Annotated in this window: 22 protein-coding genes; 8 read left to right on the top strand and 14 right to left on the bottom strand. The window is 63.3% G+C overall.

Annotated elements, in window-relative coordinates:
* From HMPREF2807_RS14025 to serS, 8 genes are all read right to left on the bottom strand, one after another.
* Positions 1-854 (bottom strand): HNH endonuclease (locus tag HMPREF2807_RS14025; RefSeq protein WP_232751626.1); only part of this gene is annotated, 854 nt, incomplete at its 3' end.
* A 123-nt stretch (positions 855-977) separates the two neighbouring features.
* Complete coding sequence (locus HMPREF2807_RS05000; protein WP_070510901.1) at positions 978-1,823, bottom strand: Cof-type HAD-IIB family hydrolase; 846 nt, start codon at positions 1,821-1,823, stop codon at positions 978-980.
* A gap of 189 nt (positions 1,824-2,012) precedes the next feature.
* Complete coding sequence (gene glpK, locus HMPREF2807_RS04995; protein ID WP_070510899.1) at positions 2,013-3,560, bottom strand: glycerol kinase GlpK; 1,548 nt, start codon at positions 3,558-3,560, stop codon at positions 2,013-2,015.
* 36 nt (positions 3,561-3,596) lie between these two features.
* Positions 3,597-4,334 carry an MIP/aquaporin family protein gene (locus tag HMPREF2807_RS04990; RefSeq protein ID WP_070510896.1) on the bottom strand — a complete coding sequence of 246 codons (738 nt, stop codon included), beginning with the start codon at positions 4,332-4,334 and terminating at the stop codon, positions 3,597-3,599.
* Between the two features lie 74 nt (positions 4,335-4,408).
* A complete protein-coding gene (locus HMPREF2807_RS04985; RefSeq protein ID WP_070510894.1) occupies positions 4,409-6,133 on the bottom strand; it encodes a glycerol-3-phosphate dehydrogenase/oxidase in 1,725 nt (574 codons plus the stop codon).
* Entirely contained in the window at positions 6,114-6,308 is a 195-nt protein-coding gene (locus tag HMPREF2807_RS13885) for a hypothetical protein (protein ID WP_141745867.1), read from the bottom strand. Before HMPREF2807_RS13885 ends, HMPREF2807_RS04985 begins: the two co-directional genes overlap by 20 nt.
* Positions 6,309-6,464: 156 nt before the next feature.
* Entirely contained in the window at positions 6,465-8,159 is a 1,695-nt protein-coding gene (locus HMPREF2807_RS04980; RefSeq protein ID WP_070510892.1) for a lysophospholipid acyltransferase family protein, read from the bottom strand.
* Between the two features lie 82 nt (positions 8,160-8,241).
* On the bottom strand, positions 8,242-9,504 hold the full coding sequence (serS, locus tag HMPREF2807_RS04975) for a serine--tRNA ligase (RefSeq protein ID WP_070510890.1): 1,263 nt from the start codon (positions 9,502-9,504) through the stop codon (positions 8,242-8,244).
* A gap of 66 nt (positions 9,505-9,570) precedes the next feature.
* On the opposite strand from serS, the gene HMPREF2807_RS04970 reads away from it, so the two are divergent.
* From HMPREF2807_RS04970 to HMPREF2807_RS04960, 3 genes are all read left to right on the top strand, one after another.
* The gene (locus HMPREF2807_RS04970) at positions 9,571-10,302 is read left to right on the top strand and encodes a GntR family transcriptional regulator (protein ID WP_102233426.1); all 732 of its coding nucleotides are present in this window, start codon (positions 9,571-9,573) and stop codon (positions 10,300-10,302) included.
* Between the two features lie 73 nt (positions 10,303-10,375).
* Positions 10,376-11,485, top strand: a complete 1,110-nt coding sequence (locus tag HMPREF2807_RS04965) for a septum formation family protein (protein ID WP_070510886.1) — start codon at positions 10,376-10,378, stop codon at positions 11,483-11,485.
* A gap of 29 nt (positions 11,486-11,514) precedes the next feature.
* Positions 11,515-11,862 (top strand): metallopeptidase family protein, encoded by a 348-nt coding sequence (locus HMPREF2807_RS04960; RefSeq protein ID WP_049156893.1) that lies wholly within the window; start codon positions 11,515-11,517, stop codon positions 11,860-11,862.
* Between the two features lie 35 nt (positions 11,863-11,897).
* Here the strand turns inward: HMPREF2807_RS04960 and HMPREF2807_RS04955 are convergent, their stop codons facing one another.
* Together HMPREF2807_RS04955 and pheA are read right to left on the bottom strand one after the other, a co-directional pair.
* Positions 11,898-12,545, bottom strand: coding sequence for a histidine phosphatase family protein (locus tag HMPREF2807_RS04955; RefSeq protein ID WP_070510884.1), 648 nt, complete (start codon positions 12,543-12,545; stop codon positions 11,898-11,900).
* Positions 12,546-12,556: 11 nt separating this feature from the next.
* Positions 12,557-13,468: a prephenate dehydratase gene (gene pheA / locus HMPREF2807_RS04950; protein ID WP_049156889.1), complete on the bottom strand. Its 912-nt coding sequence runs from the start codon at positions 13,466-13,468 to the stop codon at positions 12,557-12,559.
* Between the two features lie 41 nt (positions 13,469-13,509).
* Between pheA and HMPREF2807_RS04945 the strand changes: the two genes are divergently transcribed.
* From HMPREF2807_RS04945 to HMPREF2807_RS04935, 3 genes are all read left to right on the top strand, one after another.
* Complete coding sequence (locus HMPREF2807_RS04945) at positions 13,510-14,655, top strand: amidase (protein WP_070510881.1); 1,146 nt, start codon at positions 13,510-13,512, stop codon at positions 14,653-14,655.
* Complete coding sequence (locus HMPREF2807_RS04940; protein ID WP_070510879.1) at positions 14,652-15,350, top strand: CPBP family intramembrane glutamic endopeptidase; 699 nt, start codon at positions 14,652-14,654, stop codon at positions 15,348-15,350. The genes HMPREF2807_RS04945 and HMPREF2807_RS04940 overlap by 4 nt, the downstream gene beginning before the upstream one ends.
* A 92-nt stretch (positions 15,351-15,442) precedes the next feature.
* Positions 15,443-16,852, top strand: coding sequence for an LCP family protein (locus HMPREF2807_RS04935; RefSeq protein WP_083306684.1), 1,410 nt, complete (start codon positions 15,443-15,445; stop codon positions 16,850-16,852).
* Between the two features lie 105 nt (positions 16,853-16,957).
* Here the strand turns inward: HMPREF2807_RS04935 and HMPREF2807_RS04930 are convergent, their stop codons facing one another.
* Genes HMPREF2807_RS04930 through HMPREF2807_RS04920 form a run of 3 tightly spaced genes read right to left on the bottom strand, consistent with a single transcriptional unit; the run spans position 16,958 to position 19,560 of the window.
* On the bottom strand, positions 16,958-17,887 hold the full coding sequence (locus tag HMPREF2807_RS04930) for a DUF5926 family protein (RefSeq protein WP_070510877.1): 930 nt from the start codon (positions 17,885-17,887) through the stop codon (positions 16,958-16,960).
* Between the two features lie 21 nt (positions 17,888-17,908).
* Complete coding sequence (locus tag HMPREF2807_RS04925; RefSeq protein WP_070510875.1) at positions 17,909-18,613, bottom strand: glycerophosphodiester phosphodiesterase family protein; 705 nt, start codon at positions 18,611-18,613, stop codon at positions 17,909-17,911.
* Positions 18,613-19,560, bottom strand: coding sequence for an L-lactate dehydrogenase (locus HMPREF2807_RS04920; RefSeq protein ID WP_046647625.1), 948 nt, complete (start codon positions 19,558-19,560; stop codon positions 18,613-18,615). Before HMPREF2807_RS04920 ends, HMPREF2807_RS04925 begins: the two co-directional genes overlap by 1 nt.
* A gap of 140 nt (positions 19,561-19,700) precedes the next feature.
* On the opposite strand from HMPREF2807_RS04920, the gene HMPREF2807_RS04915 reads away from it, so the two are divergent.
* On the top strand, positions 19,701-21,542 hold the full coding sequence (locus HMPREF2807_RS04915) for an alpha/beta-hydrolase family protein (RefSeq protein WP_046647626.1): 1,842 nt from the start codon (positions 19,701-19,703) through the stop codon (positions 21,540-21,542).
* 24 nt (positions 21,543-21,566) lie between these two features.
* Here the strand turns inward: HMPREF2807_RS04915 and msrA are convergent, their stop codons facing one another.
* A complete protein-coding gene (msrA, locus tag HMPREF2807_RS04910; protein WP_046647627.1) occupies positions 21,567-22,217 on the bottom strand; it encodes a peptide-methionine (S)-S-oxide reductase MsrA in 651 nt (216 codons plus the stop codon).
* A 163-nt stretch (positions 22,218-22,380) separates the two neighbouring features.
* Between msrA and HMPREF2807_RS04905 the strand changes: the two genes are divergently transcribed.
* Positions 22,381-22,983 carry a superoxide dismutase gene (locus tag HMPREF2807_RS04905; protein ID WP_046647628.1) on the top strand — a complete coding sequence of 201 codons (603 nt, stop codon included), beginning with the start codon at positions 22,381-22,383 and terminating at the stop codon, positions 22,981-22,983.
* Positions 22,984-23,056: the final 73 nt, after the last annotated feature.

Genomic DNA, 23,056 nt, shown 5'->3' with positions numbered 1-23,056 from the left:
CACGGCACCAAATGATGCACCTGACAATAATCAGCCGGCTTATTACACCCTTCACGCGCGCACGTCGGATGCTCCGCACTGGCCATTAACCGCTGCTCAAACCCAGCTAAACGCCGCACCCGATGCAACCACACCGGCCCAATCGTCGGATGCACCAACGTCACATACCCAACCTCGGCAAACTTATAGGTGACAAACTCCCGCCCTGTCATCCGCCCACCATTAGTCAGCACAAGCTCAATATCATCGCCCTCACCGCGCACAATCTGGTCCAACTCATCCAAGGTGACCACCACATTGGTCGCCACCGCAGGCTTAGAACCCCCATGCGCTTGGTTGAAAAACCCCTGCCCTGCCGCATCCAATAAATCAGCCGAATTAATCGACTCCAAGGTTCCGCGCATCTCACTAATGCGCAAGGCTGAATCAGTAATCGTCAGCGAATGCGGACCCACCTTCCGATACGTCAAGCGCACCCCCGGTTCAGGCACTCGCCGCGGCCGCAACTGCTTCAACCGTTCCTTCGCCACTTTCGGGATACGGTGTGCCGGAGTCGCCGCAAGCCGAACGCGCAGATTCCACGCATCCAACTCCTTTTTCACCCTGCCGGTATACGACTCAATCAAGCTCAACGTCGCCAGATCATGCCTTTGAGAAACCGCGGCCGCACGCGCCTGGCGCTGCTTGCCGCTAAAACGCGTCGGCCCGAAATACACCGCATGCAGCCCAGTCAACTCCGCAGCATCAGCCACAGAAGCACCACGCGCGCGTAAATCATCCACACTGCCTACCGCAAGCCCCACAAGATCCAACCCCGAACTGCGATAGGAGAAATAAGTCTCCAAATCCCCCATGCCCACGAGACTAAAACACCACCACACACCCCGCAACCGGAGGCAGAAAACTCTCAGAATCTGCTAGAAAAAGGGCAGGTAGCGCTGGGCTTCACGGCTACAGCGCGGCGGGGTACAGCAGCACTAGAACCATCGCTCAAGCACCTTTGCCACACCTGCCTGGTGATGCGCTACCGTCACCGCATCTGCCGCCTCCATGACCTCTGGGTGAGCGTTCTCCATGGCAACCCCGCAACCTGCCCACTCGAGCATCTCGATATCGTTGGGCATATCGCCAAAGGCGATGATGTCTTCGCGGGCGATACCGTGATGCTCGGCCAGCCACTTAATTCCGCGCCGCTTCGTCACGTTGGGGGCCGCCACCTCGAGGATCCCCTCGGACATTGAGTAGGTCACGTGGGCCAGCTCGGAATCGATGTGCGGAGCAATAAGCTCGTAGAGTTCCGGTGCGGAGAACGCGGTGTTGCGGATCAGCAGCTTCACCGCCGGTCGGGACACCAATTCGCCGACGCTCACGAGGCCGAAGCCTTCAAAAAGCGCGTTCTCCGAATAGTGCGATTCCACCACGAAGAGTTCCTCCACCGGATCCAAGACCGAGCCTCCCGTGCGCTCCGCGCCGAAGCCAACACCGCCATGGGGCTCGAGTACCTTCGTGGCCACCTCCACGATTTCCGCGAGGGCTTCAGGCGAGAGCTCGTGGGCGGAGAGCACGCGGTCTTCTGCCGAGTCATAAATCACCGCGCCATTTGATGTCACGCACACCGGGCGCACGGTCAGCTGCTCCAGTACGGGCATGATCCAGCGGAAGGGCCGGCCGGTCGCCAGCGCAAACTCGCTGCCCGCGGCAACTGCTCGGGCCACTGCCTCGCGGTTTCGCCTGGGAACTCGGTGGTTCCGGTCCAACAAGGTACCATCGATGTCACTGATGATGAGGCGCGGAGCGCGGTCCGAAAATACGTCACTGGCCATAGCCCTGAGTCTACGTCAGAGCGATGCACACAAGAGCGCACCCGCAACGCTGGTGGCCACAACAACGTCCACTGCAGCGTTGGCTCCCCACCACCGTGCCGCAGCCCGCCACTCGCACAACGACGAAGGCGGCCGCCACGAGAATGCTCGTGACAGCCGCGCTTGCCTGCAAAGACTGCTACTTAGCCCTTAAGCGATAACGTCGTCATCGTCCACGTCTTCCCAGTTCAGGGAACGCTTGATGGCGCGCTTCCAGTCGCGGTAGAGAGCCTCGACTTCGTCCTTCTCGCGCTGCGGCTTCCAGACCTTGAAGTCGCCCTGCTGGGAGCCCAGTACGCTGAGGTCATCCCAGAAACCGGAATCGAGACCCGCAGCGAAGGCCGCACCGGTAGCGGTGGTCTCCACGTTCTTCGGGCGGTGGACCTCCACGCCAAGCATGTCCGCCTGGAACTGCATGAGCAGCTCGTTCATGGTCATGCCGCCGTCGACGCGCAGCTCGGTGATCTCCACGCCGGAGTCCGCCACCATGGCATCGGCGACGTCGCGAGTCTGGTACGCGGTGGACTCGAGCACGGCGCGGGCCAGGTGCTTGCGGTTGGCGTAGCGGGTCAGACCAACGATGACACCGCGGGCATCCGGGCGCCAGTACGGAGCGAAAAGTCCCGAGAAAGCCGGCACGATGTAGACGCCGCCGTTGTCCTTGACCTCGCGAGCCAGGTTCTCAATGGACGCGGAGTTCGGGATGAGCTGCAGGTTATCGCGCAGCCACTGCACCAGGGAACCACCCATGGAGACGGAACCCTCGAGCGCGTACACCGGGCGCTCGCCCTCGCGCTGGAAGCACACGGTAGTCAACAGACCGTTCTCGGAGAACTTCGGGGTGGTACCGGTGTTGAGCAGGAGGAACAGACCGGTCCCGTAGGTGTTCTTAGCAGAACCCGGGCGGAAGCAGCCCTGGCCAAACATGGCGGCCTGCTGGTCGCCCAGGATGGCGCGAATCGGCACACCGGACAGCGAGCCGCGCTCGCGGACGGTGCGGAAGTCGCCCAGGGACGGGCGGATCTCCGGCAGCATGGAGGTGGGAATCCCCATCTCCTTGCACAGTTCCTCATCCCACTCGAGCTTCTCGATGTCCATGAGGAGGGTACGGGAAGCGTTGGTGACATCGGTGGCGTGCAGGGCTTCCTGGCCGTTGTCGCCGTCGGCGCCACCGGTGAGGTTCCACAGGAGCCAGGTATCGATGGTGCCGAAGAGCAGCTCGCCCTTCTCCGCGCGCTCGCGGGCGCCCTCGACGTTATCGAGGATCCACTTCACCTTCGGGCCGGCTGGGTAGGAGTTGATGATGAGGCCGGTGCGGCGACGCCACTTGTCCGCACCTTCATCACCAGCGAGTTCCTTACAAATCTCGGTGGTGCGGGTGTCCTGCCACACGATGGCGTTGTATACCGGCTTACCCGTGTTCTTGTCCCACACGACGGTGGTCTCACGCTGATTGGTAATGCCAAGTGCTGCGATATCTTCGACATTGATGTCGCCGTTGGCCAAAGCTTCACCCACAGCGCGGCGGGTGTTGCTCCAGATTTCCTCCGGGTCATGCTCGACCCAGCCCTTCTCCGGGAAAATCTGCTCGTGCTCGAGCTGGCCGACGGACACCTGCTCGCCGTCGTGGTTGAAAATGATGCAGCGGGTGGACGTAGTTCCTTGGTCAATCGCTGCAACGTAGCGCTTGGTAGACATTGTGTTCTCCGTTTCTGAGTAGTGAAGGTCTGATTTTTAGAGAGCCATGGACAGCAGGCCGACAGCGACGGCCGCCAAGGTCGGTGCAACCACCGGAACCCAGGCATAACCCCAGTTGGCGCTGCCCTTGTCCTTGATGGGGAGGACGAAGGCGTACATGATGCGGGGTCCGAGGTCACGGACCGGGTTGATCGCGTAGCCGGTAGCGGTGCCGAGGGACAGGCCCACAGACACGACGACGAAGGCAACGGCGAAGTACTTCAGCGGACCCAACTCGCCGCCGGCCGGGCCAAAGGCGATGAACATGAGCAGTACGCAGGTAGCGATGAACTCGGTGGCTGCGTTCCAGCCGTTGTTCGGGTGCGCCGGGGCGGTAAAGAAAATCCCCCCAGTGTTCTTGTTGGCGCCGGTGACGTTGCCGGCTTCATCGAGGTTGTTGGCGTCGAAAAGCTGCTTAAACGTAGCCCAGGCAAGGAATGCACCAAGCATGGCGCCGAGAATTTGCCCCAGCAGGTAGTAGGGAACGAGGCCCCATTCAAGGGAACCGTTCACCGCCAGCATGATGGTGACCGCCGGGTTGAGGTGACCGCCGGAGGGGTCGGCGACACTAGCGCCGATGAAAACCGCGAGGCCCCAGCCCATAGCGATGACGATCCAGTCCGAACCGCGCGCGCCAGAAGTTCGGAGGTTCACAACGGCGCACACGCCGTTGCCGAGCAGGAGCAGCAGTGCAGTGCCGATGAACTCCCACAGGAATGCATCCATTCCGGTCATAAGATGTCCTTTCTTATCTGCCTAGGCCAAGGGCCCAGCGAGGGATATCCACCGCTCGCTAGGCCCCGTGACTTTTAGGCTTCTTCCTTGGTGGCTCGTGCGCTTCCTGCGCGCTCGAGGATGTCGTTTGCTTCACGGTCGGTCAGCGCTGCCTCAGCGGCGAGCTCTGCCTCAGTGTGCTTGGTGAAGTGGGAGACTTCCCGCTCGATATCGGTCTGATCCCAGCCCAGCAGCGGGGCGACGAACTCAGCGATCGGCTGTGCGGCAGCGACGCCGCGGTCGGCGAACTCGATGGCCACGCGCAGGCGGCGGGAGACGATGTCGTCGATGTGCAGGGCACCCTCGTGGGTCACGGCGTAGCGCACCTCTGCCCAGATGTAGCTCTCGGCACCCAGAACCGACTCGAGCAGCGTGGCGTCGTCAGCAGCCGGGGCGAGGACCTCACCGATCAGCGAGCCGTAGCGGCCGAGCAGGTGCTCGATGCGGTCCTCGTCGAGGTTGTAGCGGCGGGCCAGTGCCGGAACCTGGTTAGCCAGTGCGTGGTAGCCGTCCGCACCCAGAATCGGGGTGCGCTCGGTCACGGACTCAGCCACCTTGGTCCCCAGCTCCTTCGCGGCCAGATCCACCGCGTCCTTGCCGATGACGCGGTAGGTCGTGTACTTACCACCGGCGACGGACACCATGCCCGGTGCGACGCGGGCAACGGCGTGGTTGCGCGACAGGTTAGTGGTGGAATCGGACTTGCCGGACAGCAACGGGCGCAGACCGGAGTACACGCCGACGATGTCATCGCGGGTGATCTTGTCGCGCACGCGCTGGTTGACCTCATCCAGGATGTAGTCGATATCCGCCTTGGTCGGCGCCGGATCCGGCAGGGACAGGCCCTTCTCCCAATCGGTGTCGGTGGTGCCGATGATCCAGTACTCACCCCACGGGATGACGAAGAGCACGGACTTTTCGGTGACGAAGCACAGCGCGGCGTCGGCGTCGAGGGCATCCTTCGGGACCACGATGTGAACGCCCTTGGAAGCGTGGACGGTGAACTTGCCTTCAGCGCCCGCCATCTCCTGAATCTTGTCGTTCCACACACCGGTCGCGTTAATGAAGGCCTTGCCCTTCACGGTGGTCTCGCGGCCTGTTTCCAGGTCCCGGACCTTCGCGGCAGTGATGCGGCCGCGGCCGTCCTTCTCAAAGCCAATCACCTCAGTGCCGGTGCGCACGCTAGCGCCATACTCGGCGGCAGTGCGCAGGACGGTCATGGTGTGGCGGGCGTCGTCGACAAGCGTGTCATAGTAGCGCACGCCACCGACGACGGCGTCCTCCTTGAGGCCCGGGGTCACCTTCAGCACGCCCTTGCGGGTGAGGTGCTTCTGCATCGGGACGCTCTTGGCTCCGCCCATCAGGTCATAGAGGGTAAAGCCACCGAACATCATGACGCGCTCCCAGCCGCGGTGGGTCAGCGGGAAGATGAACTTCAGCGGCTTGACCAGGTGCGGCGCTAGGGTCGACATGTTGAGCTCGCGCTCCTTGAGGGACTCCGCAACGAGGCGGAAGTCGAACATTGCCAGGTAGCGCAGGCCACCGTGGAACATCTTGGAGGAACGCGAAGACGTGCCCGCCGCAAAGTCTTGGGATTCCAGCACAGCCGTCTTCAGGCCACGAGTGGCCGCATCCAGTGCAGCACCGGCGCCTACGGAACCTCCGCCGATGATGACGACGTCATAGTCCTCGGTGGAGTAGTCGTTCCACGTCTTTTCAAAATACTCAGGGTTGAAGCTGTTAATACTCGTCGTGGTCATTGTTGACCGAGTCTCCTCTCTCGCTGCACGGCGTCAGAAAGTCCTGTCCAGTTGACGGTGTGCGCAGCATGTTGCGCTCATCCACCACGCGCGTCCTGTGCACCGACACCTCGGCCACCTGCTCGAAAGGCGAATGAAGAAGAAGTTTTCTCCCACGGCCAATGCTATAGATCACGCCAAATTCTCTCTGGAGACGCTACTCACACGTAAGTTCCGCCGCCGTAAGCTGGAGTTTCTAAGCCGTTTCATAGGATGACAAAATAAAATAACACCCCCTTCCGGGGGTGTTAACGGGCGTTGCGAACGCTTCTTAAGTCCAGGGTGTCAAGACTTATTTCTTCTCTTGCTGCAAGCGCGCCATCGCCTCCAGCACCTCGGCCATTCCGTAGCGCTCGGTGGAATACGTCACCGCCTGCGCAGCCTTAATCACCTCAATGGGTGCAGTCTCAAGCGCCACCATGCGCACGGCGACGCCATCCCCGCCCTCCGCAAAGGTTTCATCCCCCGGCTCATTGGCAAAGAACAAGAGATCCTTCGGCTCGGCCCCAATCTTCTTCACCACGGCCGCCAGCCCCTCCGCGGGGGAAGAGGCCGTCGCCACCACTCCCCCGGGGGCATCGTTGAACTGCACCCCTTCGGCACCGTCCGAGCAGGCGATGCGCCAACACGATTGGGGGAGGTCCCCGAAGGCGGCAGCGTCCAGTACCTCGCCCTGTGGCGAGAGCACGACGAACTCCTCAACCTGCGGGTGGAGCTGCGTTAGCGCTTCTTGGAGCCGCGTCGAGATTTCCCCGTTTTCCATGCTCAGCGCGCTCTGATCCGCCACGATCACGCGCGGCGCTTCGGAATACTGCGCCTTCACGCGGTGCGGCAGGCGCGAGACGATGAGCCGAGATTGCGTCGCCGCGGAGAGCAACCCCTGTTCCACGACGGAACCAGCGAAGATTTCCTTGCTGCTCGCAGTCATGGAAGCTTGAGCCTCCATGACATCAGACTTCAGTTGCGCCATCACCCCCGTGACCTTTTCGCGGCCCTCCTCTACGCCGCGCATAGCCTCTTCGACCACCGAGTTGAGGTTTTCCTTGATCCACTCAAGGGTTTCCGGCGCGGTACGCGGGCGGTCCTTCTCGGCGGCCTCGGCTCCGGCTTCTGCGGTACCGGTTTCCTCATTACTACCCGGCTTCATCAACGCCATCCGGTCGCGCATGAGCTCCACGGTGGCCTCGGACACGTGCTCCTTGAGATTGGTCAGATCATCGCGCAGCCGGCGCACACGGTAGCGCTCAGTCTCCACCTCGGAGTCCTGGGCCTCGGCCTCCTCCAGCGTCGGCGCGCCCCCACCCTTACGGGCCGGTACCCAGTATTCGCCAGCCGGCATCGGGCCGAATTCCTCCTCGTACTGAGCCCACAGCCCCTCCAGAGCCTCCTGCATCCGGCGGCGCACCTCCGCGATATCCGCATCGAAATCGCCCGTGGTGTAGTAGGGCTCAAGAGCCGTGATCAGCACTGGGGTCTTGGTGCGGCCTAGGTGCTTCTTCTGGCCCTTCGTCCAAATGCGCTGGGAGCCGAAGATGACCTGCGGGATGATCGGAACACCCGCGCCGTGGGCGATACGCGCCGCACCGTTGCGCATGCTGCGAATCTCGAAGCTGCGGGAAATCGTGCCCTCCGCAAACACACCCACGAGCTCGCCATTCTTGGCCAGCTCGATGCCTTTGACAATCGACGCCCCGCCATCGATGCGATCCACCGGAACATGCCCCATCACCTGAAAAAGCTGACCGGCCACCGGCGTCTGGAAGATGGAGGCTTTAGCCAAGTAGCGCACCAAACGCCGCTTGCGATAAGCCAAGAAGGCCCCGAAGAGGAAATCCATGTAGCCGGTGTGATTGCACACGATGACGGCCCCGCCCTTATCCGGGATATTCTCCTCGCCGGACAGGCGCATCTTCAGCCCCTGGGCCAAAGTCACCCCGCGGCCAATGTGCGTAATCTGCCGGTAGAGGAAATTAGTCACAACGCTCATGATGCTCCAGGGAGGATTTAGGGCCTTAAGAGGGCACAACCGGGGATCGAAGGGGGCGCCTGCGGCGCCTCCTGTCATTCTTCTAGGAGTTTACGGGGTAAAGAACGTCCTTACCCACGAATGGGCGCAATGCCTCCGGAACCACGACGGACCCATCTGCCTGCTGGTGGTTCTCCAGGATGGCCACGAGCCAGCGGGTGGTAGCCAGGGTGCCGTTGAGCGTGGCGGCGTACTGGGTCTTGCCGTTCTCGTCGCGGTAGCGCGTGGAGAGGCGGCGCGCCTGGAAGGTGGTGCAGTTCGAGGTCGAAGTGAGCTCGCGGTACGTGCCCTGGGTAGGCACCCACGCCTCGTTATCGAACTTGCGGGCTGCAGAAGAACCGAGGTCTCCGCCCGCGATGTCGATGGTGCGGTAGGGCAGCTCCATCGCCGCGAGCATGTCCTTTTCCATGTTCAGCAGCTTCTGGTGCATCTCCTCGGCGTCTTCCGGCTTGCAGTAGACAAACATCTCCAGCTTGTCGAACTGGTGCACGCGCAGAATGCCGCGGGTGTCCTTGCCGTGCGAACCCGCCTCGCGGCGGAAGCAGGAGGACCAGCCCGCATACTGCAGCGGGCCCTTGGACAGGTCGATGATCTCTTCCTTGTGGTAGCCAGCCAGAGCCACCTCCGAAGTACCGACCAGGTAGAGATCATCCGCCGGCAGGTAGTAGACCTCATCCGCATGCTGACCCAAGAAACCGGTGCCCTGCATCACGTCCGGGCGCACGAGCACCGGCGGGATCATGAGGCTAAAGCCGGCCTCACGGGCCTTCTGCGCAGCCAGCATAAGCATGCCCAGCTGCAGGAAGGCGCCGTCGCCGGTGAGGTAGTAGAAACGTGCGCCGCCGACCTTGGCGCCCCGCTTGACGTCGATAAGCCCCAGCGTCTCACCCAACTCCAGGTGATCCTTCGGCTCGAAGTCGAACTGCGGTTTCTCACCGACCTCCTCGAGCACGACGAAATCATCCTCGCCACCAGCCGGGGCACCCTCCACCACGTTGGAGAGCTGGTACTGCAGCTCCTCCACCTTGGCTTCGGCCGCGGCCGCTTCCTCGCCGGCCGCCTTGACCTTTTCCTTCAGCTCATTGGAGCCCTCCAGCAGCGCGGGGCGCTCTTCCGGGGAGGCCTGGCCAATCTTCTTGCCAAAGGCCTTCTGCTCCGAGCGCAGCTGGTCAGCCTTCACAATTGCCGCGCGGCGCTGCTCATCGGCGGCGAGCAGCTGGTCCACCAGGGCGGGGTCCTCCCCACGGTTTACCTGAGAGGCGCGGACGACATCGGGATTTTCGCGAAGAAATTTGAGATCAATCACGCCGGATAGTCTAGCGCACGGCCACACCTTTGCGCTGGTCATAACCAGCTGGCTATCATGGATAACATGGCAGCTCACATTATTACCGACGGCCCCGTGCCCAAGCACGCTCAGCTGCGGGATATTCTCTCCGAGCTCTGCCGCACCACCCTCAAACCTGGTGACATCCTCCCGGGCGAGCGCATTCTCGAGGAAACTTACGGCGTCTCCCGCATCACCGTGCGCCGCGCCATTGGTGACTTGGTGGCGGAGGGCCGCCTGCGCCGCGTGCGCGGTAAAGGTACCTTCGTGGCTCCGAATCCACTGGTCTCCCGGCTCCATCTGGCGTCCTTTTCCGATGAGATGGGCTACCAAAAGGTACAAGCTTCCTCGCGGATCCTGCTGGGCGAGCGCAGCACCGCCCCCAGTGAGGTCTGCGAGTTTTTCGGCACGGAAACCACCGTGGCCCATACCCACCTGCGGCGCCTGCGCTTAGGCGATGGCGAGCCCTATTCCATCGACGATGGCTGGTACAACTCCACCTTTGCGCCGTCGCTGCTGGAGAATGACATCTACAATTCCGTCTACGCGATTTTGGATAGCACCTTCGAGGTCCCCATCACCGAGGCCGAGCAGACGGTCACGGCCGTCGCGGCAGACGAGGACATCGCCGAGCTTCTCGACGTCTCACCGGGCACCCCACTGCTGCACATCACCCGCCTCGCCCGCTCGGGGGACCGACCGGTTGAATGGTGCTCCTCGGTCTACCGCACAGACCGCTACCGGCTCACAACGCACGTCTCCCGCGCACGTATCTAGCGGCGCCGTGCTCCCGCACGGCGCCGGGCGGGCTAGAAGCCAGGGACGCTAAGGGAGTAGTATGAAGAGTTCTATGAGCACTTCATCTGCGTGGCGCTCCGCCTCCGCCATCCGCGTCGTCCTCGTTGCAGCCGTGGCCGCGGCCGCCTTCATGGCGTCCTACGGCCTCTTTAGCGGCGAGCCAACCGGTACCGATTCGGCCGCACAAGGCTCCGCTGCCCCCAGCGCCGACGGCAGTCAGGCCGCCGATCCCTCCGAAGGAGAGATCGCATCCTTTACTACCGCCTCCGCTGGTTCGTGCGTGACGTGGGACATCGCCCCAGACGGCACTGCCACCGGCTTCGAGCAGACCAGCTGCGATAAGCCGCACCGCTTCGAGGTCTCCTCCCGCGAGGACCTCAGCGCCTACCCCACCAGCGAGTTCGGCCCCAATGCCAAGCGCCCCGACATCACACGGCAAAACGCCCTGCGCGACGAGCTTTGCGAAGCCCCCACGGTGAGCTACCTCAACGGCAAGTGGGATCCCAACGGCCGCTACGACATCGCCTCCATCCTGCCGCCGGCCGCCTCCTGGGAACAGGGCGACCGCACCTTGCTGTGCGGCCTGCAGACCACCGACGCCAACGGCGTCCCCCAGGAATCCACCGGCAAGGTCAGTGAGGTGGACCAGGCGGTCGTCGCCAAGCCCGGCGAATGCCGCAAGGTGGATGAGAACCAGGTGCTCAGCACCGTGCCGTGTAGCGAGCCGCACCAGATGGAGACCGTATCCGTCATTAACCTGGCCGAGAAATTCCCCGATGGCTACCCCAACGACGAGGACATGGATAAGTTCCTCTCCGAAACGTGTACTCAGGACGCCATGGACTACCTGGGCGGCGAGGAAAACCTCTACCAATCCACACTGCAGCCTTTCTGGGGCGCGATGAACCGCGAGTCCTGGGAGGCCGGCTCCCGTTCGGTGAACTGCTCCCTCATCCATGTCAACGAAGGTCTGTTTTCCACCATTACCGGCTCCGCTGCGGAGGGACGAGATTCCCTGAACATCAACGGCGCCCCGCCCACCGAGCAGCCGAAGCGCAACCCGCTGCGTGATCAGAACGCCCAGCCGGGCGGCGAGAACTCCCAGCCGGCTGGCGACAGTGCCGTTCCCGCCGCCACTACTGCACCGGCGCCGGCCCAATAAACCCCGACTATTCCACAGGGAGTAAGCACATGTACGAGGTCAGCGAGGAACGCTTCGAAGAGCTAGTCGGTGAGGCCCTGGATAAGATCCCCGATCGATTCGTCGACCAGATGCGCAACCTGGTCATCTTGGTGGAGGAAGAAAACCCAGAAAACCCTAACCTGCTGGGCCTCTACGAAGGCGTGATGCTCACGCACCGCACCGCCTCGCACACCGGCTACTTGCCGGATACCATCTCCATTTACCGACAACCTTTGCAGGCCATCAGCAACTCCGAGGAGGAGCTCGCCCACGAGGTCATGGTGACCGTCTTCCACGAGGTCGGGCACTATTTCGGTTTCGAGGAGGACCGCCTCCACGAGCTCGGCTGGGGGTAGGCGCCCCGCCGGGTGCCTACCGTGGCCGCGCGAAACTAGACCTCGGTATCCGCCCAGCGCTCCAGCGTCCACTGGCCAAAAGGCTGACCCTGCGGCTCCATGAGGGTAAAACGGCAGTTCGGCATGTAGCCGGTATAGGCAAAGTCGGGGTCCACGCCGCAGGCATGCGTGGTCACCACGCGGATGGCAGCACCGTGGCTGACGACGACTATATCCTCATCATCCTCCAGCTCCGCAGCAAGATCCTCCAACACCGGTTGGTAGCGCTCGAGCACATCCACGTAGCTCTCACCGCCAGGCATCCGGGCAGCTTCATCGCCGTCGAGCCAGCCGCGCAGCGCCACCATGTATTCGCGGTGGGTATCCTCGCTGCCACTCATTTCATGCTCACCGGCAAAGACCTCGTGCAGGCCTACACGCACCTCCACCGAGACGTTGCGCTCATCGGCGGCCTCGCCGTATGTGCGGGCGGCCAGCATCGCGGTCTGCTGGGCGCGCAGGGCAATAGAGCACACAAAGCGCACGCGGCGCCCCGCGCACAGCTCAGCCAACTCGCGGCCAACATCTTCCGCCTGGCCGCGGCCGCGCTCGGTGAGCTCGGCGCCCGGCGGGCGGGTGTCCATGATGCGGTCAATATTGGAAAAGGTCTGGCCGTGGCGCAGCAGGATGATTCTTCCGGTCATGCTTCACCACACTATTGGCCGGTGCGCGCCTGCGCTACCCATTCATCGGCCTCTTTCAACCGCGCCAAATCCCGTGGGGCCTCCCCTAGCGCCACCACGGAAGGCCAGGAACCCACGAAAACGACATCCTCCGCGCGCAACCACAGCGCCCGCAGCGCCTCCGCGACCGGCTGGTCCTCGATGTGTCCGATGAGGTCGGCATGGAAACGGTAGTTACCGAAGACGGTGCGCAGCGGACGCGATTCGATGCGGGAGAGGTCCACCCCGCGGTGCGCGAATTCCTGCAGGGCCCCAACCAGGGAGCCGGGCTCATTGGGAAGGGTGAAGATGACGGACGTCCTGTCCTTGCCGGTCCGCGCGGTGGGCTTTCCGGCCGGCCCCACGAGGACGAATCGCGTCGTGGCCCCCGCGACATCCGCCACGTTCTCCGCAAGAGACTCCAGCCCGAAGACCTCCGCTGCCCGTGCCGGGGCAGCCGCGGCATCCACCTCCCCTCGCGCCACGGCCTGCGCCGCCGCGCCATTCGACGCCGCCGGAACATAGTCCACGCCCGGCAGGTTCTGCTCCAACCAACCGCGCACCTGCTGGTAGGCCACAGGATGCGTGGAGAAGGTGCGAAGAGTCTCCGCGGAAGTGCCGGGGCGCACCAGAATGGAGAAGGACACCGGCAGGTCTACTTCGCGGTAGATCTGGACCCGGGAGCCGTCGGCAAGCGCGTCAAAGGTGGCAGTCACCGGACCGTCCACGGAGTTTTCGATAGCCACGCAGGCATAGTCCGCCGCACCAGAGCGCACCGCCGCCAGCGCCTCGGCCGGCGAGTTCACCGGCAGCCCCTCGGGGGAAGCAAAGTCTGCGGCGAAGTGCTGCATCGCCGCTTCCGTGAAGGTTCCGGCGGGCCCGAGGAATGCGATGGTGGTGCTCATGACAGCAACTTTATCTCACGTAACTACTAAACTGAGCCGCCATGGACAGCACCGAGTTCACTCTGGACAAGCTGCGCGAGGATCTATCTGGTCTGGGCCCCGCGGAGCACGGCTTCACGTACCTCGATCTCGAGCGCCGGCCGCACACGCACGGGCGCTTGAGCGGCTGGATTCTCTCGGTCAAGGATCTCAATGACGTCGCCGGCATGCCCACCACGCTCGGTCATGCCGAGCGCGCTTACGTGGCGGAGGAGACCGATCCTTTCGTGCAGGAGCTGATCGACGCCGGCGCGCTCATCGTCGGCAAGTCCGCCGCGCCCGAACTGGGCCTGCGCGTGGACACCGAACCCGTAGGCCTGCCCCACCCGGATAACCCGCTCTACCCGGGCCATACCCCGGGCGGTTCCTCCGGTGGAGCGGCGGTCCAGGTGGCGCGGGGTCTGCTGCGCGCTGCGCATGCCTCCGACGGCGGAGGCTCCATCCGCGTGCCGGCTGCCGCCTGTGGCGTCGTCGGGTTCAAGCCCGGCGGTGAGGACCTCTCGGTGCAGGGGTTCATCACGCGCAGCATCGCCGATACCGCAACGCTGCACGGCCTTCGTCCGCGCGCCCGGCGCGCCCGCATCGGAGTGCTGACGGATCCCCTCTTCGCTAACACCGAGGTGGCCCCGCACATGCTGCGCGCGGTCGCAGAGGCCACCGCCACCTTTGAAGGCGCGGGATTTGAAACCGTGGCCATTTCCCCTTACCCCCAGGCCGCGACTACCTTTGAGGCCTTTCAACACATCTTTAGCCGCCGGCTGGCCGGCCTTGACTTCGCGGAGGGTTACGCGGAGTGGATCCGTGCGAAGGGCCGGCGCGTCACGGATTCCGAATTCGCCTCAGCCCGCGCGCACGCCGCGCAGCTGCCGGAGCTGCTGGCACAAGAATGGGAAGTCGATGCCATCTTGAGCCCCTTGCTGGCCTTCGATCCGCCCCGTCGTGGGCACTTCCTAGCGCTAGAGCACCAGGCCAACTTTGATGAGCAAACGCGGTGGTCACCGTGGGGTTCGTTGTTCAACGTGGCGCAGCTGCCCGCTATCTCCGTGCCGTGGCCGGTGCGCGATCACCCGCCCGTGGGCGTGCAGTTGGGTTCAATCACGCTTGACGACGCCTCCCTCCTCGGCCTCGCCCAGGTGCTTCACCCATGACCGCGCGCTCACGCCTGCGCGCGGAAATCCTCATTGTCCTCACCATCACGTTTGGCATCTCGGGCGTGCGCGCCGCGCTGCGGTTGACTGACTCCCTGCTCAACCCGGCCCCGCTCAACGAGCAATCGGTCACCATCAACGCCTCGCAGTCGGCGACCACGCTGCTCGACCTTGCTTTCCAGCTCTGCAGCGCCGCGGTGCTCTTCGCGTGGGGAGCGCTTGCGCTCTATCTGATCTCCTTCCCGCCCCGCCCGCAGTGGCGCGATGGTGTGCACGGCGCGGCGTTGGCGGCAGTCATTGGTCTGCCGGGGTTGGTGCTGTATTACGTGGCGCTGCACTTCGGTTGGACCAAGGAGGTGGTGCCGGGGGCTTTTGACAGTTGGATTGAGATCCCGGTGCTGCTCATCAAGTCCTTCGCCAACGCGTGGGCGGAGGAGCTGGTGGTGGTGTACTGGTTCATGACCAGGCTCAAGCAGTCTGGGTGGACCCTGCCCGCAACGCTGGCTGCTTCCTCCATCCTGCGCGGCTCTTATCATCTCTACCAGGGTGTTTCCGCAGGCTTCGGCAATATCATCATGGGCGTGCTCTATGGCTGGTACTTCCACCGCACGGGGAAGGTGTGGCCTCTGGTCATCGCGCATTTTCTGATCGACGCCATCGCTTTCGTGGGCTACACATTGCTCTTCGGTGCTTAAGCGCGGGCCGAGGGCTCGTGGCACCGAAAAGACCACGACCGCGCCCTGTGTGAAAGGTGGGGCGGAAGTGATTTCGCGGTACAGTGTTCCCCATGACCTACCAAGGACACGATCCAGAGCGCGATTCCCGCCGCGCTGGCGATCCCCACGGCGATTCCCGCCGCGCGGGTGCCACTGGCCCGGCCCACCCCCACGGCCCGGATGGCCCGCGCGGTGCGCATGCTGCCGGGCAGGATGCCGGTGAGTTCGTCCTTGGCGCTGACGGGCAGCCCCTGCGGGATCGTTATGGACGCCCGGTGCGTCGCCGCCCCTCCGGGCAGCGAGCTAATCCCACGCACTCTTCTTCTCGCGCTCAGCGCCCCAGTGCGCAGCGCCCCGGCGCGCAGCGCTCGCGTCCGGAGGAAACTCGCTTCGACGTCGAAGCTTATATGGCTCAGGAGGCATCACCGCGCCCGGCGCCCCAGCAGAACATGCCCGCCCGGGAACCTGCTGTCGGCGCATACCGGCGAAACCCCGACGCACCGCCGCGCAGCTACTCCCCACAGACTGCGTCCCGCGGGCGTCCTGCTCGGCGCCCGCATAGCCGCCGCAAGAAGGTCAACCCGGCCAAGCAGGTCTTCGGTTGCCTGGGCTGGCTCATCGTCATCGCCCTCGTCTTCATGGTGGCCTTCACCTTGTGGACGGATTCGCGCCTGACCCGGATCGATGCCCTGCCCACCGAGCAAGTGGCGCCGACCTCCGGGACGAACTGGCTGTTGGTGGGCTCGGACTCGCGCCAGGGCCTCACCGAGGAACAACAAGCGGAGCTAGGTACCGGTGGCGATGTAGGCGTCGGCCGCACCGATACCATCATGCTTCTTCACATCCCCAGCTCCGGAAAGGCCCAGCTGGTCTCCATTCCACGCGATAGCTACGTCGACGTGCCCGGCTTCGGCATGGACAAGGTCAATGCTGCCTTCACCTACGGTGGGCCCCAGCTGCTGACCCACACCGTGGAACAAGCCACCGGCCTCCACATCGATCACTATGCGGAGATCGGCATGGGTGGCTTAGCCAACGTCGTGGATTCCGTCGGTGGCGTGGAGATTTGCGTCAAGGAGCCCATCAACGATCCGCTCGCCGGCATCGACCTTCAGGCGGGATGCCAGAAGCTCCGCGGCCCGGATGCCCTCGGATACGTGCGCACCCGCGCTACCGCGATGGGTGACTTGGACCGCGTCGAGCGCCAGCGCGAGTTCTTCGCCGCGCTGCTGGATAAGGCAACGTCCTTCTCCACCATCGGCAACCCCTTCAAGGCCGTCTCCCTGGTCAACCACACCGCGGATTCCTTCATCGTCAACGAGAAGGACCACGTGTGGCACCTTGCCCGCGTGGCGCTGTCCATGGCCTCAGGCGTGGAGACAAAGACTGTGCCGATCGGCGGCTTCCAGGACACGGTCGTGGGCAATGTTGTCCTCTGGGATGACGCTGAAGCCCAAGCCCTCTGGGACTCCCTGCGCTAAGATTCGGCCGGTCGTTTCGATCAAATAAGGCTCCAAAACCGCCAAGGTTTTGGAGCCTTAAATGATCGATCGGTACCTACACCTCGGGGCGGAGGCACCGCGGTACTAGCGCAGCGTCACCTGACGGGACTTGATGTTCTGCAGCTGCTTGCGCTCATCGGCGTCGAGGTTGGCGTCGTTGGAGATCTCCTCCTCCAGCGCCTTGTTCACGCGAGACAGCTCGGCCTCGTAGGAGTCGTGCGCGACCTCAGGGTCGAGGTCAAAGACCGGGGCGATCAGCCCGTGGGTGCGGAAGACACCGGCGAACTTGGTGCCCTCACCCAAGTTGAGCTCACCGCGAGCGGCCACGCGCGCCAGCGCATTGAGGAAAGCACTCTCGTCATCACACGGACGGACCCAGCGGATGTGAGCCTTGCCACCACCGGCGTTAGCCCAGAAGGCGGTGCCGGCAAAACCTTCGGCCTCCTGGCCCACCTGGTAGGACTCGATGACGGAATCGTTGGCGCGCTGCAGAGCCTGCGCCATCTGCGGCGGAACCTGTGCGCCCTCCGGCATCCACCACGCGAAGTCCTGGTAGACGTTGATCTCCAGCTCGGCGTCCTCTTCCAGCAGCTCCTTGAGCTCCGGCTGGGAGCCATCAGCAGCGGTGGACTCGAGGGTGGAGCCCGGCGTGTTGTGTTTCACCCAGTTCAGGGCGAAAGCCAGGTCGCGGCCCGGGTTGTGCGTGTGAGACTGCACCTGCAGTCCCACGAAGGCCTCACCACCGGATTCCTCATCACGGATGAGCGCCGCGGTAGCACCGGGCAGCACGGTAGCGACGTAAACGTCCTTGTCAAAGCCCTTGACGGACAGCTTCGCCGTTGCGGAAGGAACAAATTCCTGCAGGGCGACGAGGCTAGCCTCAGCGGCCAGCCCACCAAAGGGGCGAGGGTCCTTTTCCAGGGCAGCGCGCTCGGCGGCGCGGGCAGCGAGCTTAGCTTGGCGGCGGGACATGCCCTCCGGCAGCTGTTCGTTCTTCTTTTTCTTCTTGGCCATACTGAACAACTTACCTGTTCATTACAGCTCAATGGCATGCAGGGCCACTTCCGGTTGGTTCGTGGCGAGAATATCCACCCCATTGGCCCACGCCCACTTCATATCTTCAGGTTTATCGATGGTCCACATGTACGTGGGCAGACCATGCGCGCCAATGGCACCAGGTTGCAGCTTGCCGCGCAACAGCGACATGCCCAGGCCAGTGGGCTGCGATAACAGGATATCGGGGCGGTTGAAATGGCGCTCCCAATCGCGGCGCAGGTAGATGCGGTCGACGTGCGGGGCGAGCGCCGCCATTCGACGAATAGCCCGGTGAGAAAAGGAAATCATGTGGATCCGGGGGTCGTCGAGAAGCCCTGCATAGCGCAACCGCAGCACCATTTGTTCTTCGAGGATGTCGCCCTGCCCCGAGGGGTGCTTGGTCTCAATGTAGAGGTGGTGCTTCTTATCCCCGAGCATCTCCAGGAGCTCGTCGAGAAGCAGCATGCGCTGGCCGCCATCAATCTTCAGGCGGCGCAGTTCCTCCCAGGTCAGGCGAGACACTCGCCCTGAGCCGTTCGTGGTGCGGTCCAGGGTGGGATCGTGGTGAACCACCACCTTGCCATCACTGCTCAGGCGGATATCGCACTCGATACCGTGAATGGGAAGCGCGAGCGCTTTTTCAAAGGCAAGAGGGGATAGCTCCGGATATTTCCCGGAGTATCCCCTGTGGGCGACGATCTTCACTAGCCGAAGATTTCTTCCTTGATGGTGTTGAGCGTGTTGAAGGAGTTCTCAAAGCGCTCCTTCTCGTGGTCATCGAGGGCCAGCTCGATAACGCGGTTGACGCCGGAGCGGTCAACGATGGCCGGGGTGCCAATGAAGACATCCTCGTGGCCGTACTCGCCCTGCAGGTAAGCAGAGACCGGGAGGGCGACGGCCTGGTTCTGGATGACCGCGCGGGTGATGCGGGCCAGGGCCATGCCGATGCCGTAGGAGGTGGAGCCCTTAGCGTCGATGATGTGGTAGGCAGCGTCGCGGGTGTCCTCGAAGATCTTCTCGATGCGCTCGTTGTAGCCCGGGTCCTTCTCAGAACGGTGGGACAGGGAGACACCTGCGATGTTGGCGGAGGAGACGACCGGCAGCTCGGAGTCACCGTGCTCACCAATGATGTAGGCGTGGACGGAGGTCGGCGCCACGTCATCCATCTCAGAGAGCATGTAGCGGTAGCGGGCCGAGTCCAGAACGGTGCCGGAGCCGATGACGCGCTGGTGCGGGAAGCCGGAGGCCTTCCACACTGCATAGGTCAGCAGGTCCACCGGGTTGGAGGCGACCAGGAAGATGCCGTCGAAGTCATTCTTCATGACGTCCGCCACGATGGAGTTCATGATGTTGACGTTCTTGTCCACGAGCTGCAGGCGGGTCTCACCAGGCTTCTGCGCAGCACCGGCGCAGATGACGACCATGGAGGCGTCCTTGCAGTCTTCGTAGGTGCCCTTGGTCACGCGGGTGCGGGACGGGGCCCAGACAACGCCGTGGTTGAGGTCCATGACGTTGCCTTCGAGCTTCTTTTCGTCGATGTCGATGATGGCCAGGTGGTCAACAGTGCCCTGGTTGACCAGAGCGTAGGCGTAAGCAACTCCAACGTCGCCAGCACCGATGAGTACTACTTTGTTTCCAACATGATTTCCCATGCCTCCTATTGTGCCCCCAATGTCCGAATTTTGCTCGTTATGCGCCCGAATTCACAGGACCAGTAGTCCGATCTCACATTTTCATGTCCGATTGTGCACGGTTTGAGGCTTCCCTGCGCGCCCGCGCTAAAGCTGGTTCAATGGCCACCATGCGTCAACTCGCACGCCGCGTCGCACTGACAACCGCCCAGAAGGGCCTTCAGGCTGCAATCTTTTCCCTGGAGCTCATCAGCGATCTCACACCCGGCATGCGCATGACCGGCCGGCGGCGCCTGCCGCAAAATATGTGGCCCGGGATCTTCGGCGCGGAGGTAGCAACCTGGGCAGCCGTCTCCCCGTCGCTATTGCCACGCCCGTGGTGGGTCACCGCCGCCAACGTGGCCATCGGCCAAGGTGCGGGACACCTCGCCGCTACCACCGCGGCCTTCGCAGCGAAGCGCGGGCTCCGCCTCGCTGGGCGACGCCCCCAGGACCACGTGGGCCCCACCACCCGGCGCTACTCCTACTACCTGCTTGGGCTCGGAACATTCATCGCGGGCATACGCTCCCTGCGCAACCAATCAGAACAAGCCCGCCTCGTAAGCAAGCTCAATGACCGCGGCCCCCAATCCGCAGCACTGGGCATGGTGGTGGGCACCGCGGGCTACGGCGCCCTGCTCATCGTCGGGGAAGCAGCGCAGATCGCCGTCACCCAGCTTTCCCGCCAGGTGCAGCGCTGGCTGCCCAGGTGGATAGCGTGGCCGCTAGCCGGCGGCGCGGTCGGCTTCGCTGCGGCCGTAGTCAGCGACCGCATGGTGTGGCGCCGGCTGCTCCGCAGGGCCTCCATCCAAGGTCTGGCCCTCAATAAATTGGTGTACCCAGGCTCCGCGATGCCGTGGGAGCCGGAACGCTCGGGAAGCCCCTGGTCCCACGAGCCGTGGACGGCCGTCGGCTCCCAGGGCAGGGCCTTCCTCGACCGCGGCCCACGCGCCCAGGACATCAAAGAGGTCATGCACTTCGAACGCGCCCACGAGCCGATCCGTATTTACATCGGGCTCATCCGCGGCCGTGGTCCGCACGCCGCCGCCCGCCACGCGGTGGCGGAGATGGATCGCACGGGCGCATTCCACCGCGACACCATCGTGCTGCAGATGCCCTCCGGCTCAGGCTGGATCAACAATTATTCGGTCAGCGGCTATGAATTCCTCACGCGCGGAAATTGCGCCACCGTAGCCCTGCAATTTGACTACCTTCCCTCCATGTTTTCCTACCTGGTGGACAAGAACCTCTCCCGTACCTTTGCGCGCGAGCTCATCGCCGCCGTTCATGCCCGCCTCGCACTCTTGCCCGAGGACAACCGCCCGAAGCTGTACTTAAGCGGCGAGTCCTTGGGCTGCTATGCCATCGTGGAAAACTACGAGACGCTCGAAGAACTGCTAGCCGCCTGCGATGGTGCGGTGTTCACTGGGCCGCCTCGGATGACCAGCTTCATGCGGCGCCTGCACCGCGAACGCGGTTCCCTGGAACGCCTGCCGCTTATCGACGGCGGCCGGCACCTCCGCTTCGCCAGCGTTCCCGCCCACATGGAACACGATGCCTTCGGCGAACCCTATGGCCCCTGGGAGCGCCCGCGCGTGGCGGTGGGGCAGCACGCCTCCGATGCCATCGTGTGGTGGGACAGCAAGCTCATCTATGCCCGCCCCAACTGGATCCACGAACCGACCCCGCAGACCTTGTACGCAGATACCTTTAAGAACCTGCGCTGGCACCCGTTCATCACCTTCTGGCAGGTAGCACTGGACCAGATCAACTCGCTCAACGTGCCGGGCGGCCACGGCCACAACTACTTTGAGGAAACCTTTTGGTACTGGGATTCCGTCCTCGGATCCCAAACGCGCACCCAGCTCACTCCGGAGCTCGCTGAGCGCATGCGGGACTTTGTGGAGCGCGACCAGCTCAACAAACCTTCCGACTTCCGCACGCACGTGCGCAAGCAGCTCTAGCTGCGCGCCAGTGCGCTCACTGCGCTAGCCACACTTGACGCCGGTGCTGTGATGCGGGCAGTAACCGTTGGGCACCTTGTGTAGGTACTGCTGGTGCTCATCCTCGGCCAGGTAATACTCCCCCGAGTCCGTCTCACCGAGGAGGGTGACCTCGGTGGTGGTGGCGCCGAAGCCGGCGTCGGCAAGCTTGCCCGCGTAGGAATCCACGAGCTGCTGGATCTCTTGGCGCTCCTCGCCGGCCTCTGGATAGAACGCCGAGCGGTACTGCGTACCGACGTCATTGCCCTGTCGGAAGCCCTGGGTCGGATCGTGCGCCTCCAGAGCCTTGACCACTAGGTCGCGCAGGCTCACACGCTGTGGGTCGTAGGTAATCTGCACGGCCTCCGCGTGGTTGGTCAGCCCGCGGCAGACCTCGTAGTACGTCGGGTTAGGAGTGGTGCCACCCGCATAGCCCACGGACGTCGACTCCACACCCTCGGTTTCCCAGAACATCTTCTCCGCGCCCCAGAAACAGCCGATGGCAATGATGAGGGACTTCTGCCCTTCCTTCCACGGACCGGTGATAGGAGTCCCCAGGACCGCATGGGGCTGCGGGTTGTCCAAGACGGGCTCGGATCGCCCGGGAAGGGCGTCCTCCGCTGCCACCAGCTTGGGTTCTGGCTTGAAAAGAAACATGCAGGATTCTCCTTCGCGTAGTGTTGTCCTCCCCTTATACTCCGCTACGCCGCTTGCAATCCAGGTTTTCGTTCACGGCGGTTCCCATTAAAAAATTATTGTGGCCAAATCCTCATCCGCGCCCTACGATGGGGCCTCGTACCCCAAAGAAAGGATGACACAAATGGCTGTTTACGAACTTCCTGAACTCGACTACGCATACGACGCTCTGGAGCCGCACATCTCCGCTGAGATCATGGAGCTGCACCACTCCAAGCACCACGCTGGCTACGTTGCTGGCGCTAACGCTGCGCTCGAGGCTCTGGAGGAGCAGCGCAACGGCGAGGCTAACGCTGACGCTATCCGCGCTCTGTCCAAGAACCTTGCCTTCAACCTGGGTGGCCACACCAACCACTCCATCTTCTGGAAGAACCTCTCCCCGAACGGTGGCGGCGAGCCGACCGGCGAGCTGGCTGAAGCTATTAACCGCGACTTCGGTTCCTTCGAGAAGTTCAAGGCTCACTTCTCCGCTGTTGCGACCGGCCTGCAGGGCTCCGGTTGGGCAGTTCTGGGCTACGACCACGTTGCTGGTCGCCTGATTATTGAGCAGCTCACTGATCAGCAGGGCAACATCTCGGTGAACTTCACCCCGCTGCTGATGCTGGATATGTGGGAGCACGCCTTCTACCTCCAGTACAAGAACGTGAAGGCTGACTACGTCAAGGCTGTCTGGAACGTCTTCAACTGGGATGACGTTGCTGAGCGTTACGCTGCTGCTACCAAGTAAGCACTCCGGCCTCCTTTAAGGCCATATTGCTTCGACCGCGCTGGGTCCTCTTCAATGAGGCTCGGCGCGGTTT

This window comes from Corynebacterium sp. HMSC074A09, from assembly GCF_001811545.1.
GTDB classification, from domain to species: Bacteria; Actinomycetota; Actinomycetes; order Mycobacteriales; family Mycobacteriaceae; genus Corynebacterium; species Corynebacterium hiratae.
Note: the sequence above shows the minus strand (reverse complement) of the source record. Positions and strands in the feature narration are given on the sequence as shown.

Coding starts and splice junctions, on each gene's coding strand:
- HMPREF2807_RS05000 (WP_070510901.1), bottom strand. CDS start 1,823: ATGGCCAGTGACGTATTTTCGGACCGCGCTCCGCGCCTCATCATCAGT.
- glpK (WP_070510899.1), bottom strand. CDS start 3,560: ATGTCTACCAAGCGCTACGTTGCAGCGATTGACCAAGGAACTACGTCC.
- HMPREF2807_RS04990 (WP_070510896.1), bottom strand. CDS start 4,334: ATGACCGGAATGGATGCATTCCTGTGGGAGTTCATCGGCACTGCACTG.
- HMPREF2807_RS04985 (WP_070510894.1), bottom strand. CDS start 6,133: ATGACCACGACGAGTATTAACAGCTTCAACCCTGAGTATTTTGAAAAG.
- HMPREF2807_RS04980 (WP_070510892.1), bottom strand. CDS start 8,159: ATGAGCGTTGTGACTAATTTCCTCTACCGGCAGATTACGCACATTGGC.
- HMPREF2807_RS04970 (WP_102233426.1), top strand. CDS start 9,571: ATGGCAGCTCACATTATTACCGACGGCCCCGTGCCCAAGCACGCTCAG.
- HMPREF2807_RS04965 (WP_070510886.1), top strand. CDS start 10,376: ATGAGCACTTCATCTGCGTGGCGCTCCGCCTCCGCCATCCGCGTCGTC.
- HMPREF2807_RS04960 (WP_049156893.1), top strand. CDS start 11,515: ATGTACGAGGTCAGCGAGGAACGCTTCGAAGAGCTAGTCGGTGAGGCC.
- HMPREF2807_RS04955 (WP_070510884.1), bottom strand. CDS start 12,545: ATGACCGGAAGAATCATCCTGCTGCGCCACGGCCAGACCTTTTCCAAT.
- pheA (WP_049156889.1), bottom strand. CDS start 13,468: ATGAGCACCACCATCGCATTCCTCGGGCCCGCCGGAACCTTCACGGAA.
- HMPREF2807_RS04945 (WP_070510881.1), top strand. CDS start 13,510: ATGGACAGCACCGAGTTCACTCTGGACAAGCTGCGCGAGGATCTATCT.
- HMPREF2807_RS04940 (WP_070510879.1), top strand. CDS start 14,652: ATGACCGCGCGCTCACGCCTGCGCGCGGAAATCCTCATTGTCCTCACC.
- HMPREF2807_RS04935 (WP_083306684.1), top strand. CDS start 15,443: ATGACCTACCAAGGACACGATCCAGAGCGCGATTCCCGCCGCGCTGGC.
- HMPREF2807_RS04930 (WP_070510877.1), bottom strand. CDS start 17,887: ATGGCCAAGAAGAAAAAGAAGAACGAACAGCTGCCGGAGGGCATGTCC.
- HMPREF2807_RS04920 (WP_046647625.1), bottom strand. CDS start 19,560: ATGGGAAATCATGTTGGAAACAAAGTAGTACTCATCGGTGCTGGCGAC.
- HMPREF2807_RS04915 (WP_046647626.1), top strand. CDS start 19,701: ATGGCCACCATGCGTCAACTCGCACGCCGCGTCGCACTGACAACCGCC.
- msrA (WP_046647627.1), bottom strand. CDS start 22,217: ATGTTTCTTTTCAAGCCAGAACCCAAGCTGGTGGCAGCGGAGGACGCC.
- HMPREF2807_RS04905 (WP_046647628.1), top strand. CDS start 22,381: ATGGCTGTTTACGAACTTCCTGAACTCGACTACGCATACGACGCTCTG.